This is a genomic window from Actinoplanes sp. NPDC049598 (genome assembly GCF_040675435.1).
In the GTDB taxonomy this organism is placed as follows: domain Bacteria; phylum Actinomycetota; class Actinomycetes; order Mycobacteriales; family Micromonosporaceae; genus Actinoplanes.
The window spans coordinates 20074-34324 of the sequence record NZ_JBFAOX010000017.1; the positions used below are offsets into that span (position 1 = coordinate 20074).

The window sequence follows — 14251 nt, forward strand, 5'->3', positions numbered from 1 at the left end:
GGGTGAAGTTGGTCTGCTCGACTTCCTCGCCCATGGCACACCTTCTTTCTGGACAAGTTTCAAACTCCCACACGCTCGGCGTGTCGCGCCAGAAGACACCAAAGCATGAGATCGCACAGGGTGTCCCTTCCATCATCGTCGATGTAATGAAGGTTGACGCCGGGGGACGACACCGCAGCGGTACCCTGCGGTACCGGATTTCATCCGGACTTGACCCTGGGGAGGGCAACAGAGTGAGAAGCCGGCGCTTGGTCATCGGCGTCGTGGTGGCGGCGGTGCTCTCCACGATTCTCACCGTCGCCTGGGTGAGCATGGGGCCGCTGCGCGCGGCTCCGCCCACCACCGCCGCGCAGGCCTCGGCGCCCGCCGCGCCGGCCGGCCCCGAGTGGTCGACCGCGTGGGCCGCCGCGCCCGCCGCGGGCTACCGGGGCGGCCCGCAGGGCCACACCGTGCGCAATGTCGTGCACACCACCGTCGGCGGCACCCAGGTCCGGGTCCGCCTGACCAACCGCTTCGGCACCGCCCCGGTGCTCTTCGGGCACGTCACCGTCGCCGTCTCGGCCCACGCGGGCGGGCGCCGCGACGGGTCCGACGACCCCAGCGACGGCAGCGCCGCCCCCGGCACCATGCACGACGTCACGTTCAACGGAATCAAGTGGGTTTCGGTTCCGGTCGGCGCCGATGTTCTTTCCGACCCGGTCGCGCTCGAGGCCCCGGTCGACACCGACCTACTGGTCAGCATCTGGACACCGGTGCGCCCGCCGGTGTCGACCTACCACGTCGACGGCCGGCAGATGTCGTTCGTCAGCCCCGGCCCGGCCGACGTCACGGCCGACCTGACGCCACGGCCCTACACGGCGCGGACGTCGCCCTGGTTCTACCTCAGCGGGGTCGAGGTGGCCGGCGCGGCCGGCACGATCGTCGCGCTCGGCGACTCGATCACCGACGGCGCGGCCACCGTGCGCGGCGCCAACCACCGCTGGCCCGACTTCCTGGCCGCGCGGCTGGCCGCCGGTCCCGAGCCCGACTACGGCGTGGCCAACGTGGGCATCGGGGGCAACCGCCTGCTGCTGGACGGGCAGTACCCGTACACCAAGAACGAGTCGGTGGCGGGCCGCTCGGCCCAGTCCCGCTTCGCCGACGACGTCCTCGAGCAGTCCGGCGCCCGCACGGTCATCATCCTGATGGGCATCAACGACATCATGGGCCAGCCCCAGCAGACCAACCCGGCCCAGCTCACCTCCGGCCTGGCCCACCTCGCCGCGCGGGCCCACGCGCGGGGGTTGCGGGTCGTCGCCGGCACCATCACGCCGTTCCAGGGGTGGGGGCCGTGGACGCCCGCCCTCGACCAGGTCCGGATGAAGGTCAACGACTGGATCCGGGCCGGCGGCAACGGCGAGTTCGACGCGGTGGCCGACTTCGATCAGGCGCTGCGCGACCCGGCCGACCCCCGCAAGCTCCGCCGCGACTTCGACGGCGGCGACCACCTGCACCCCAACGACGTGGGCATGCAGGCGATGGCCGGGGCGGTCCCGGTCGACAAGCTCTGACCGCTCGTTTACCGCAGAGCGAGTGCCGCCAGGGCGGCGACCACGGCGGCGCCGAGGACGGCCTGCAGCAGCAGGGCCGGGCCGAGGTGCGACCACATGGTGGGGATGCGCGGCGTCAGTGGCTGCATCGTGGTGAGGTTGACGACCTGGACGAGCCGGACCGGCAGCGTCGGGTCCTTCTGCGGGGCCGTGGTGAACTGGACGAGGTCGCCCCGGTGCAGCGCCGACTGGGGGAGTTGGCCGTGCATCTCGACCTCGTACGTCTGGCCCAGGTCGTCACGGACCCGGACCGGCGTGACCAGGAACTCCGGGCCCTTCTTCAGCTCCTTGAAGCTGCGCCGGGCCCCGCCCATCCGCAGCAGGGAGCCGATCATCTGCGTGATGCCGGCCGCCACGAAGATCGCCATCAGCACCGACTGCCCGATCTTGACCTGCCGGGTGTACGAGCTCTGGAAGCCGGCGAACCGGCCGGTGATGACGGGGCTGACGTGCCGGAGGATCTGCTCACGGTGCAGCTCGACGTCGTCCATCGGGGATCACCTCCTGAAAACTATTCACATCGTACGGAGCGCAACTAGATCCACACCGTGAGTGAATACGTCTGAACGTTAAGCCCCGCCCCGGCCCAAGATTCACGTTTTCGCGGCGTACGCAGGCCCGAAGCGTCAGAAGATTCGGCTCGTACGCCCCGCCTGTCCCCGAATTACGGAAAATCGCGCGAATCGCCACCTCCCGGCGGTGAACTGTTCTCAGGTTCGCCGAGGCGCGCGATGGGGGCGGAAAACAGTGGCATCGACGAAGGCGTTCGTGAACCCGGACAGCGTCCTCGCACGCACCGCCCGCGAGATGCTCGCGGCCCACGCAGGCCCCGACTCCACCATCTGCCCCTCCTGCGGCCAGCCCCTCCCGTGCGCCGCCGGCCAAGCCGCCGCCGAGGTCCTGACCGCCGCCGGCCTCGCCGAGTCCTCGGGCCTGGTCGCCGCCTCCCGCCAGGGCCGCGGCCCTGCCTCCGGCTACAACGCCGCCCACTCGTCACCCGGCGGCTTCGTTCCCGCGCCCCCGAAACCCCCCACCTACGACCCCCGGGCCGCCTTCAATCCGCTCCCGTCCGCCGGCTCCGAGCCCTCCGAACTCGGTGCACCCCCCACCCTCCCGTCCCGCGACTCGTCCGCTCTGGGCTCGCCGGCCTTCGACACGCCCGCTCTCGGCTCGCCCGCCGTCAGTTCGCCCACCGGCCCTGACGGCCCCGGCTTCGACTCGCCCGCCGACCTCGAGCCGCCCGGCTTCAGTTCACCGATTGGCCTCGATCGACCCGCGCACGGTGCCCCCGCCGGTCTCGAGCCGCCCGGCTTCGGCTCACCCATTGGCCTTGATCGACCCGCACACGGTGCCCCCGCCGGTCTCGAGCCGCCCGCGTCCGGCGCCGAGTCGCCGGCGTTCGGTCCCTTTAGCGAGGGCGCGCACCGGTTGTCCTCACCCGCCGCCCCGGGCCGGCTCGCTTGGGAGTCATCGGCCGCCGAGGAACCCGTTGTGCCAGGCCTGATCGCCCACCTCCCCAAGCTGGACGAGATCCACCCCACCGACCGCCCGGCCGCCCACGGCGATCAGCCGGGCGACGCGTACCCGCGCCGGCGCAGTGAGCCGGACGAGACTTCGCAGTGGAATGCCGCCGAGCTGAACGAGGCCGCGAGCCCCGCGAGTCCGATCGGTGGGCCCACGGCCGGCTCCGGCTACCCGAACGAGACGGCGGCCAAGCCAGTGGCTCTTTCGTTCGAGACCCCACCGCCGAGTGGCCTCGGCTTCAGCAGCGCCTCGCTCGTCAACGCGGATCCCCAAGCCTCCATGTGGCACCCGGAAGCGCCGGCTCGGCCGGAGCGCCCCGCGCCGGCCGACACCGGAATCCACCTCGACAGCCCTTGGTCATCCGAGGCGAACGCCCACGCCGAGCCCAAAGCGACACTCGAGGCAATGACCCCCGACCACCCCTCCGGGCGAGCCGAAGTGAGCCCTCCCACCCAGAACCCGTGGCCGACTGCGCATCCCGAAGACCTCACTCATCCCACCGAAGCGGCCCGCCCGCCCGATGTCGCGCGCCCGACCGAAGCCGCCCGCGGAATCGAAGCCGCCCGCGTAATCGAAGCCGCCCGCGTAATCGAAGCCGCCCGCGTAATCGAAGCCGCCCGCCCAGCCGAGGCGACTCCTCCCGGTCGGCGATCCTCGACCCCGCAGCCGCTGGCCGGCACCCAATTCTTCGAGCAGCAGAGCCACGGAACGGAACACTCGGTTCCGCGAGCGTCGCAGATGCAGTACACCGCGCCTGAACCCGCCGGAACGGAACACTCTGTTCCGCACGGGCCGGTCGAAGCACCCGCAGGCCTGCACCAAGCCGATCTGCAGCGCGCCGACCTGCAGCGTGACGGTTCCCAGCGCGCCGTACTGCAGGGCGCCGACACGCAGCGGGAGGGTTCGCAGCGCGCCGTCCTGCAGGGCGCCGACACGCAGCGGGACGGTTCGCAGCGCGCCGACCTCCAGCGTGACGGTTCGCAGTTCGCCGGCTTGTCGAACGACGACGGGCAGCATGTTGGCCACGAGCAGAGCGGCGCGCAGGACGCCGGCTCACGGCAGGGCGACATGGGACGGTCCGTTCCGCCAGAGGACCAAGGGCAGTACACCTCAGGCGCCCTTCACAGTGGAACGGAGTCTTCCGTTCCGCACGAGGGAAGCGACACGCAGTACACCGTGGCACACCAAGGAACGGAACATTCCGTTCCGGCGGCTTGGGCGGGCGGGGCGCAAGGGCCAGTGGCCCAGCAGTCGGGAGGAAGAGAACTCTCCGGTCATGGGCCGGCGGGCATCAGAGGAGAGGGAGAGCCGGCGGCCGGATCGGTGAGTTCGGGCGGGGTGGTGGCTCAAGGTCAGCCGATGGCGGCGCCGGTGCTTCCGCCCGGCTGGCGGCAGAACCGGCCGTTGGATGCGTCTCCTCGGTTCACGCCTTCGGTGTGGCCGGGGAACGCGGCTGGGCGGGGTGCCGCCGGCGGTGGGGCCGGCGGTCCGGTGTCGCCGGCCGGCCGGCCGATTCCGGAGCGGGCTCCGGGTGCTGAGGATCGGCCGCCGGAGCCGCTTGCGCCGCCGTTGTTCGAGCCGCCGGCTGCTGCGGGGCGTTTCGAGGCGCCGGACGCGTCGCAGCGCTTCGAGCCGAACTCGGCTGCGAGCGCTTTCGACACGGCGGCCGGACGATCGGCCGGTGCCTCCCCGGTCGGGTCGGGCGGCGGTCCGGGCGTTCAGGCGCCGGGGGTTTCGCAGCCACATGGGCTGTCTTCGGTTCCGGGGCACGACGGTTCGGGTCTGCGTCTCGGCCAGGACTCCGAGCCGCGGGAGATGAGCGCGCCGTCCTTCACGGGCGAGCTGCCGACTGGCATGCGGCGCAGCCAGGGCGAGGAATCACTCGGGCCTGGCCCGCACGCCCCGCAGGGCGAGGAGCCGAGCGGACTTGCCTCGCTGAGCGGCGGGCGAAGCATGCTTGCCGCCCCGAGTGGGGAGCCGAGCGGACTCGTCGCGCAGGGTGCGCAGGCGAGCGGACCTGCGTCGCCAGGTGGAGAGCCGAGCGGGCTTGCCGCGCTGGGTGGGCAGCCGGGTGGACCTGCGTCGCGCGGTGGGGAGCCGAGTGGGCTTGCCGCGCTGGGTGGACTTGCGTCGCGGGGTGGGGAACCAAGCGGACTCGTCGCGCAGGGTGCGCAGGCGAGCGGACCTGCGTCGCCAGGTGGAGAGCCGAGCGGGCTTGCCGCGCTGGGTGGGCAGCCGGGTGGACCTGCGTCGCGCGGTGGGGAACCGGGCGGGCTTGCCGCGCCGGGTCGGGAGCCGGGTGGGCTTGGGCAGTTCGGCGGGGAGCCGGGCGGGCCGGGGCGGTCGCAAACGTTCGGGTCCGCGCCGGGGGAGGAGCCGAGCGGGTTGCCACGGAATTCCGGGGCCGCGATGCGACCGGCTGGGGCCGCGGTGGGGGCTGCCGGGCCGGTGGGGCGGCCGGGGGCTGGGGACGATGCGCCCAGTGGGCTTCCCGGGCGGCCGGCGGTCGGTGGCGCTGCCGGGAGCGGTGACGGGAGCGCTGTGCGGTTCGGGGGCGGGTTCGAGGCCGAGGGGAGCAGCGGCCTGGGCGTGCGGCCCGCGGGGGTGAATCCCAACCGGGCCCCGATCGAGGTGCCGGTGACGGGGGCCGACGGGCCGCAGGCCGGGCAGTTCAATCGGGCGCCGGTCGACGGGCCGGCCGCCGGGCCGATCAACCGGGCGCCGGCGGCGGCGCAGGGGGCTGGTGGGCGGCCCAACCGGCCGCCGCTGGAGGCGCCGAACATGGGGCAGGTGAACAAGCCGCTCGGTGGTGGGGACGAGGGGTCCGCCTGACGGGGGAAAGTTCGTTGCACTCTCTCAAGTGTTTAGTGCAGAGGCGCTCAGGGCAGTAACGTCGCGAACGGGCGGCCGGGATAATGATCTTGGTGGCCTGGCGGACGTGCGGCCGGGCGGCCGAAGATTCGTTTGGGGGGCTTGGCCGGGAACGGATGCCGTGGCTGTCGTCGAGGGGAGAGCCTGTGTTCGCGCGTGACGTGAGACAGCAGGACAAGCCCGGTCTGCGACCGGGTGACGGTCTCGACGACCTGGATGCGGCCGCGCTGGCGTACGCCGAGAAAGCGCATGGCGCCGCCGAGGGTGAGCGGGCCGAGCTGCGTGAGGAGCTGACCCGACTGTGCCTGCCCTTCGCCGGCCGGCTGGCCCGGCGGTACCGCGGCCGCGGCGAGACCTTCGAGGACATCGAGCAGGTCGCGCGGCTGGGGCTGGTGAAGGCCATCGACCGGTACGACCCGGAGCGGGGTTCCTTCACCGCGTACGCCGTCATCACGATCTCCGGTGAGATCAAGCGGCACTTCCGGGACAAGACCTGGGGTGTGCACGTTCCGCGGCGGCTGCAGGATCTCAGCCTCGAGGTCGGGCACGCCATGATGGTCATGACGAGCACGCTCAGCCGGACGCCGACCGCGGCCGAGATCGCCGAGCGGCTGGGGGTCGAGGTCGGGGCCGTGCTCGAGGCCATGGAGTCGTCGGCCGGTTATGCCCCCTCGTCGCTGAACGCGCCGATGCGCGGGGACGGCGCGGCCGAGTTCGGCGACCTGGTCGGCGGGCTCGACGACGACCTGGAGATGGTCGACGACAAGGTCACCGTGGCCGACCTGCTGATGCGGCTGCCGGCCCGGGAGCGCCGGATGCTGGCGTTGCGGTTCTACGGCAACCGCACGCAGGCCGACATCGCGGCCGAGCTGGGTGTCTCCCAGATGCACGTGTCGCGGCTGCTGACCCGCGCCCTGACCTGGCTGCGGGAGGCGATGCTGAGCGACACCCCGCCCCGCTGGGAGGGCGCCGAGTCGCGGCCCGAGCGCAGCCCGATGGTGGTGGAGTCGGTCCACGTGGACGGTGTCGTGCGGGTCCAGGTGCGGGGCGAGGTCGACCGGGACACGGCCGAGCGGCTGCGGATCGGTCTGCGGCACGCGATCAGCCTGGCCGGGGACGACCCGGTGGTGATCGACCTGTCGGGGGTGCCGCTGCTGGACGCCGCGGGCATCGCGGTGCTGGTGGATGCCGCGTCGGCGGCGTCGGTGGCCGAGGTGAAGCTCCGGTTGACCGGGGCTCAGCCGTACGTCACCAGCATCCTGGGCGTCACCGGCCTGGCCAATCTGCTGGATTAACGCGGCTCGCGGGGGAGCGCCAGGGACGCCCAGACGACCTTGCCGTCGGCCGAGGGCATCCAGCCCCACGCGTGCGCGGTCGCGTCGACCAGCAGCAGGCCCCGGCCCCGGTTGAGGTCGGCCGACGCGGCGCCGGGACGGACGGGCTCGGCCGGCGAGCCGTCCCGGACGGCTATGTTGAAATAGCGCTTCCGCAGCGACACTTCCATCGTCATCATCGTGTGGGCATGGTCGACCACGTTGCTGACCAGCTCGTTCGCGATCAGGCTGGCCGGCGCGACCAGACCCGGCAGATCCCAGCGCAGGCACGCTTCGGTGGCCATGTCGCGGGCGTGCCGGGGCGCCCCGGTCACCGGCAGCAGCTGCTCGGAGAGGGCGGGTGGCACGCCGGCGATCTGAGCGCGGGCCGCGTCGAGGCTTTTGAAGACGGGCAGCCGGTGGTAGGCGGGCCCGGTCAGCAGCTCGTGCACCTGCGGCTGGGCGGCGCAGAGCAGCAGCGGGATGCCCGGCCACCGGGCGGCCTGGCGGTTGGCCGCGGTGAAGACGGCCAGCGCCAGCGGCTCGTCGACGGTCAGCTCGAACAGGTCGAGCAGCAGCGCGTCCGGGTGTTCGGCCAGGGCTTTGAGCAGGCGCAGGTGCAGGCTGGAGACGTCGGTCAGGCTGAGCGACCCGCTCAGCCGTACGACCAGCTCCAGCCTGGTGCCCGTGACCTCGAACGCGACGCTCAATGTTCCCACCTTCTCCGGCCGCCCGCGGGATACCCCGGCGGCTGATGGGCAAACCGGTCAGGACAACTCGGCGGCTGCGGTCTCCATCACGATGATCGCACCCTCGGGCCGCGCTCCGCCCTCGCGGCGGCGCAGCGGGGTGCAGGCGACCCGTACGGAGATGGCCTTGCCCCGCCGGTTGACCGCGTCGACCTGCATCTCGGCGGTCTCCGCGTCGGGGCCGAGGGCGCCGCGCAGCAGCGGGCGCAGGTGCTCGATCGGCAGCCCGATGTCCAGGTTGAGGAAGTGCTGGCCGATCACCTCGCCCGAGCGCAGCCCCCACAGGTCCTCGGCGCGGCTGTTCCACATGCGGATCCGCAGGTCGGGGTCGACCACCGCCACGCCGGCCTGCATGCTGGTCAGCACGGTCTCGAGGAAGTCGTTGGCCTCGTCGAGCTGGGTGCTGCTGATCCGCAGCTGGTCGTTGATGCTCTGGAGCTCGTCGTTGGTGGACTGGAGCTCCTCGTTCATGGTCTCCAGCTCCTCGTTGGTCGACTGGAGCTCCTCGTTGGTGGTCTCCAGCTCCTCGACGGTGGACTGGAGCTCCTCGTTGGTGGTCTCGAGCTCCTCGTTGGTCGACTGAAGTTCCTCGTACGCTGCCTCGAGTTGCTGGTTGGCGTGCTCCAGCTCGTCCTTGAGGCGGCGCGAGGCGGTGACATCGTGGAAGATGAGGTTGACCCCGAGCAGGCTGCCGTCGGCGCCGCTGAGCGGGCTGATCTGCACGTCGAGGTTGACCAGGTCGGCCCCGCGCTGGAACTCCACGTCGGGGATGCGCAGCGTGCGGCGCTCGAGCTGGGCCTGCTCGATGAAGCGGCGCAGCTCGACCGGGCGGTAGGAGAGGTCGAGGTCGCGGAACGGGCGGCCGATGTCGCGCGAGGAGACGCCGAACAGCTTCTCGAGCTGGCGGTTGGAGAGGGCGACCAGGCCGTCGGAGGTGAGCGAGAGCTGGGCCAGCGGGCTGGCCGCGAAGACCTCGTTGCGCAGCTCGTCGAGCCCGGTGACGGGCAGGCTGCTCAGCGGCGTCGGCTCGGCGAAGGCGACACCCGGCGTCGCGTACAGCCGGGGGACCCGCCGGAAGACCCGGCGCTTGAGGTCGATCGGGGTGAACAGGCTGGCGTGGCTGAGCAGCATCTCGGCCTTGCCGAGGAACAGCACGCCGTCGTCGCGCAGGGCGAAGTGGAACCGGCCGAGGATCTTGGCCTGGGTCTCGGCGTTGAAGTACATCAGCGTGTTGCGGCAGGTGAGCAGGTCGATCCGGGAGATCGGGGCGTCCTGGACCAGGTCGTTGCGGCCGAAGATGACCGAGCGCCGCAGATCTTTGCGGAAGGCGAAGCGGCCGCCGGCCACCGGCTCGAAGTAGCGCTCGACCAGCTCGTCCGGCAGGCCCTGCATCTGGCGGTCGCCGTAGGTGGCCTGGCGGGCCTCGTTGAGCTGCTCCTCGTCCACATCGGTGGCGTAGATCTTGACCCGGTCCTTGAAGCCGTCCACGCCCAGCACCTCGGCCAGCGCCATCGCCAGCGTGTACGCCTCCTCGCCGGAGGCGCAACCTGCGCACCAGATGCGGATGGGCGCGTTGGCCGGCTTGCTCTCGACGATCGGGTTGAGCACTTCCTTGGTCAGGTAGTCCCACGCGTCGGCGTCGCGGAAGAAGGCCGTGACGTTGATCAGGATCGTGTTGAAGAGCGCGGTGAACTCGTCCGGGTGGACCTGGAGGAAGTCCAGGTACTCCTGGTAGTCGCCCGTGTTCACCTGGCTCATCCGGCGGTTGACCCGCCGCATCAGGCTCGACCGTTTGTAACCGGTGAAGTCGAAGCCGCGAGCCTCTTTCAGATAGACCAGGAGCGCCTCGAAGTGCGGATCCGTCGGCTGCACGGCAGAGACGCTACCGTACGTCATGCCGCGGGCAACGGGCCGCCGGTCGGCGTGCCGAGCCGGTCGATCAACTTCCGGAGCGTGGCCGCCGCCGCGGCCGACTCCACGGCCATGTCGTCGAAACGGGCGCCGCTTCCGGCGAACCGGGTGTCGGCGAGGCGGCGGCTCAGCGCCGACTTCTCCTCGAGGGCCCGCAGGGCGATCGACAGGGCGCCCTCGAGCGCGACCGCCTGCTCGTCGAGCAGGCTCTCGGGTGACCAGGCGTGGCCGATGCGGCAGCGGAAGCGGGGCAGCGGATCCGACTCGATCTGGAACAGACTGCCGCCGCAGGACGGGCAGCCGTAACCGGCCGGCTCGGCAACCTGGTCCGTGGTCGGCGCCTGCTGCTCGGGATCGGCGACGGCGATCTCGAAGTCGAGCACGCGGTCGCGCGGCGGGTGTGAATCGGGTAGGTCCATCTCGGCCATCCCGCCTAGCAGGGCCCCGATCTTGGCGACGGGGAGGATGTGGTCGGGGGTCAGCCGGGCGATCGCGGCCTGCGGCATCCACGGGCAGAGCGCGTCCTCCGGGTCCTGCACGATCGTCGCCCCGCCCTGGGCGCTGATGGCGGCCAGGCCCGCGGCGCCGTCGTCCCGTGAGCCGGAGAGCACCACACCGGCGGCGCGGGACCCGGCGGCGCGGGCCACCGACCGGAAGAGCGGGTCGATGGCCGGGCGGTGCCCGTTCTCGGAGGGGCCGCGGGTGAGCCGCACCCGGCCCTCGAGCAACATCAGGTGGTGGTCGCTGGGGGCGACGTAGATGTGGCCGGGCTGCAAGGCCTCCCCGTCGACGGCGGAGCTGGCCCCCAGCGACCCGGCCCGGCTGAGGATCGCCGGCAGGGCGCTCGGCGCGGACCGCGCGATGTGCAGGACGACGAGGATCGCGCCGGGGTAATCGGGCGGCAGACCGGCCACCAGGGCGCGCAGAGCCTCAACACCTCCGGCGGAGGCGCCGACAGCCACGATGTCCCGATGCTCTGTCATAAAAAGGGTCAGGAAGGTCCGGCGTTCAACTGCGTCCACACGACCTTACCGTCGCTGACCGGCAACACACCCCACGCGTCGGTCAGATCTCGGACGAGCTTGAGCCCCCGCCCGCCGGCGTCGCCCACGGCCGCCTCGGTCGGCCTCGGCATCCGGCGGCTGTGGTCGCGCACGGTCATGCTCAGCCGCCCGTCGCGCAGCGCCGTCAGGGTGAACTCCATGGTCGTGTGGGCGTGGCGCACCACGTTGGCCACCAGCTCGGTGGCGATCAGCGCGGCCACCGCGGCCAGGTCGGCCCGGTGCCAGGCGGCGCAGGCCTGGGTGACCAGGGTGCGCACCTGCCGGCAGGCGTCAGGCACCGGTCGCAGCCGGACGTGCACGCGCGGCAACACGGGCTCGCCGGCGCTCTCGGCGATCGCCTTGTCGCAGTCGTCGGAGAAGGCGAGCCCCTCGCAGTCGGGGGTCTCGGTCACCGAACCCCGGGTGCTCTCGTCGGCGCCGCAGACCACGATGGGCACGTTCGGCCATTCCGCCGTCTCACAGACCGCGGCGCTGAGCGCGGACAGGCCGAGCGGGTCGCCCACGTGCATGTCCGTGACGTCGAGCAGCAACCGGTTGGGCTGGGTGGCCAGGCGCAACCGGATGGCTTGCTTGAGAGCGTCCCCGGTGAGCTGGTCAAGCGTCCCGTTGATGCGCAGCACGGCCACCGGGCCTGCCTGCTCGGGGCGGCACACCAGCTGATTCGGCACGCTGTCTCCCTAACTTCTTAATCCGTCGGGTCATGGTGCCCGGCGTGAGGGGGCCACAAACGTCTTGGCGGCGGCGGTGTCGTGACCTAGCGCTCAGGTAAATCGAGTACCGTTGCGCGCCATGGGTGTCTCTCAGCGGCTGAAGGGCCGTTTCCGCAAGTTTCTGCAGCGTCCGGGCACCACGGTCGACCTCGGGCCGCTGCGGAAGAGGTTGCCGGCGATCGAAGCTCATGCGGAGGCCCTCAGCGAGCTGGACGACGAGGCCCTGACCGCCGCGGCGAGCGAGGCGAGCGACTACGCCGAGATCTGCTCGGTCGGCCGCGAGGCGGCCTGGCGGGCTCTCGAGCAAAGGCCGTACGACGTTCAGCTGCTCGGTGCGATGGCGTTGCTCGACGGCCGGGTGGCCGAGATGGCCACCGGTGAGGGCAAGACGCTGACCGCCACGATCGCCGCCTACGGCCACGTCCGCCTGGGGCGGGGCCCGGTGCACGTCCTCACCGTCAACGACTACCTGGCCCGCCGCGACGCGGAGTGGATGGAGCCGGTCTACAAGCTGCTCGGGCTCACCGTCGGCTGGGTGACCGAGGCGTCGACTCACGAGGAGCGCGTCGAGGCGTACCAGGCCGACGTCACCTATGTCTCGGTCAGCGAGGCCGGCTTCGACTACCTGCGCGACCAGCTGGTCACCGACGTGGCGGACAGGGTGCAGCGCGAGCTGGCCACGGCGATCGTCGACGAGGCCGACTCGATCCTGATCGACGAGGCCCGGGTGCCGATGGTGCTGGCCGGCAGCCTCTCCTCCGAGGCCGACCCGGTGCACGAGGCCGCCGACCTGGTCCGCGACCTGGTCAGCGGCAAGGACTACGAGGTGGCCGAGGACGGGCGCAGCGTCGCCTTCACCGAGGCCGGCCTGAAGAAGGTCGAGGAGAAGCTCGGCGGCGTCGACCTGTACGCGGACGACCAGGTCCTGCAGCTGTCGGCGGTCAACGTCGCCCTGCACGCCGAGACGCTGCTGCGCCGCGACGTCGACTACATCGTGCGCAACGGCTCGGTCGAGCTGATCGACGAGATGCGCGGCCGGGTCGCCCAGCGCCGCCGCTGGCCCGACGGTCTGCAGGCCGCGGTCGAGGCCAAGGAGGGCCTGAGCGCCACCGCCGAGGGCGAGGTCCTCGACACGATCACGGTGCAGGCGTTCATCGCCCTCTACAAGACGGTGTGCGGCATGACCGCCACCGCCGTGCACGTCGGCGAGCAGCTCCGCGAGTACTTCAAGCTCGAGGTCGCGGTGATCCCGTCGAACACCGACAACATCCGCGAGGACGAGCCCGACCGCATCTACTCGGCCCACGACACCCGGGACGAGGCGCTGGTCGAGGAGATCAAGATCGCCCACGACAAGGGCCGCCCGGTCCTGATCGGCACCCTCGACGTCAAGGCGTCCGAGCTGCTGGCCAAGCAGCTGGCCGCGGCCGGCGTGCCGAGCAACGTGCTCAACGCCAAGAACGACGCCGAGGAGGCGGCCATCATCGCCGAGGCGGGCGCGCTGGGCGCGGTCACCGTCTCGACCCAGATGGCCGGCCGCGGCGTCGACATCCGCCTCGGCGGCAGCGACGAGGCCGACCGCGACCGGGTGGTCGAGCTCGGCGGGCTGTACGTGATCGGCGCCGGCCGGCACGACAGCCGCCGCGTCGACGACCAGCTACGCGGCCGCGCCGGCCGGCAGGGCGACCCCGGTGGCTCGGTCTTCTTCGTCAGCCTCGAGGACGAGCTGGTCACCCGGCACGCCGGCGACATCCTGCCCGCCTCGCCGCGGATGGACATGGACGGCGTGGTCCACGACGACCAGGTCAACTACGCCGTCGAGCACGCCCAGCGGGTGGCCGAGGGCGTCAACCACGAGATCCACCGCAACACCTGGCGTTACAGCCAGGTGATCGAGCAGCAGCGGGTGGCCCTGGCCGAGCGCCGCGAGCGGCTGCTCACCTCCGAGGTCGCGGCGATCATGCTGCTCGAGCGCTCGCCGGAGAAGGCCAAGGAGATCGACGAGGACGTGCTCTCCGAGGCGGCCCGGGCCATCGCTTTGTTCCAGCTCGACCGGCTCTGGGTCGACCACCTGGCCTACCTCTCCGAGGTCCGCGAGGGCGTGCACCTGCGAGCGCTGGGCAAGCTCGACCCGCTCGACGAGTTCCACCGGTCCGCCGTGCCGGCCTTCCAGACGCTGCTGCTGGAGGTCGAGAAGCGCACGATCGAGACGTTCGAGGAAGTCGACCTCTCCGACGGCTGGGAGCCCGACCGCGCCAAGATCGTCCGGCCGAGCGCGACGTGGACCTATCTGGTGCACGACAACCCGTTCGGCTCCGAGCTCGACCGGCTCATCGCGGCCGTCGGCCGCCGCCTCATTTCCAGCGGCGACTGATCAAGGCCCAAAAATCGCCGGGCGCCCACCACGGGCACCCGGCGATTTTGGTCGGAAATCCTGCTCTTAATCGGTTCGTAAAATGCATTTTCAGTGCCGGAAAGCTGGTTCTGGAACGGTTTTCCCACACTGTGGTTGCCGGGTTG

Annotated in this window: 10 protein-coding genes; 4 read left to right on the forward strand and 6 right to left on the reverse strand. The window is 71.6% G+C overall.

What is annotated here, in order from left to right; genetic code table 11:
* The first annotated feature begins 233 nt into the window (after positions 1-233).
* Positions 234-1550, forward strand: a complete 1317-nt coding sequence (locus tag AB0J66_RS32415; protein WP_364668780.1) for an SGNH/GDSL hydrolase family protein — start codon at positions 234-236, stop codon at positions 1548-1550.
* 8 nt (positions 1551-1558) lie between these two features.
* On the opposite strand, the gene AB0J66_RS32420 is transcribed toward AB0J66_RS32415, so the two are convergent.
* Together AB0J66_RS32420 and AB0J66_RS32425 are read right to left on the reverse strand one after the other, a co-directional pair.
* Positions 1559-2080, reverse strand: a complete 522-nt coding sequence (locus tag AB0J66_RS32420) for a hypothetical protein (RefSeq protein ID WP_364668783.1) — start codon at positions 2078-2080, stop codon at positions 1559-1561.
* Positions 2081-3470: 1390 nt separating this feature from the next.
* Complete coding sequence (locus tag AB0J66_RS32425) at positions 3471-4139, reverse strand: hypothetical protein (RefSeq protein ID WP_364668786.1); 669 nt, start codon at positions 4137-4139, stop codon at positions 3471-3473.
* 1515 nt (positions 4140-5654) lie between these two features.
* Here AB0J66_RS32425 and AB0J66_RS32430 point away from each other — a divergent pair.
* Together AB0J66_RS32430 and AB0J66_RS32435 are read left to right on the forward strand one after the other, a co-directional pair.
* Positions 5655-5945 (forward strand): hypothetical protein, encoded by a 291-nt coding sequence (locus AB0J66_RS32430; protein ID WP_364668789.1) that lies wholly within the window; start codon positions 5655-5657, stop codon positions 5943-5945.
* A gap of 185 nt (positions 5946-6130) precedes the next feature.
* Entirely contained in the window at positions 6131-7279 is a 1149-nt protein-coding gene (locus tag AB0J66_RS32435; RefSeq protein ID WP_364668792.1) for a SigB/SigF/SigG family RNA polymerase sigma factor, read from the forward strand.
* Here AB0J66_RS32435 and AB0J66_RS32440 read toward each other — a convergent pair.
* The 4 genes from AB0J66_RS32440 to AB0J66_RS32455 are packed head-to-tail and all read right to left on the reverse strand — an operon-like array spanning position 7276 to position 11689.
* The gene (locus AB0J66_RS32440; RefSeq protein ID WP_364668794.1) at positions 7276-8007 is read right to left on the reverse strand and encodes an ATP-binding protein; all 732 of its coding nucleotides are present in this window, start codon (positions 8005-8007) and stop codon (positions 7276-7278) included. The genes AB0J66_RS32435 and AB0J66_RS32440 overlap by 4 nt on opposite strands.
* Positions 8008-8064: 57 nt before the next feature.
* Positions 8065-9918 carry a CheR family methyltransferase gene (locus AB0J66_RS32445; protein ID WP_364668796.1) on the reverse strand — a complete coding sequence of 618 codons (1854 nt, stop codon included), beginning with the start codon at positions 9916-9918 and terminating at the stop codon, positions 8065-8067.
* A 20-nt stretch (positions 9919-9938) separates the two neighbouring features.
* Entirely contained in the window at positions 9939-10940 is a 1002-nt protein-coding gene (locus AB0J66_RS32450; protein ID WP_364668799.1) for a chemotaxis protein CheB, read from the reverse strand.
* A gap of 8 nt (positions 10941-10948) precedes the next feature.
* Entirely contained in the window at positions 10949-11689 is a 741-nt protein-coding gene (locus AB0J66_RS32455) for an ATP-binding protein (RefSeq protein ID WP_364668802.1), read from the reverse strand.
* A 121-nt stretch (positions 11690-11810) separates the two neighbouring features.
* On the opposite strand from AB0J66_RS32455, the gene secA2 reads away from it, so the two are divergent.
* Complete coding sequence (gene secA2, locus AB0J66_RS32460) at positions 11811-14105, forward strand: accessory Sec system translocase SecA2 (RefSeq protein WP_364668805.1); 2295 nt, start codon at positions 11811-11813, stop codon at positions 14103-14105.
* Positions 14106-14251: the final 146 nt, after the last annotated feature.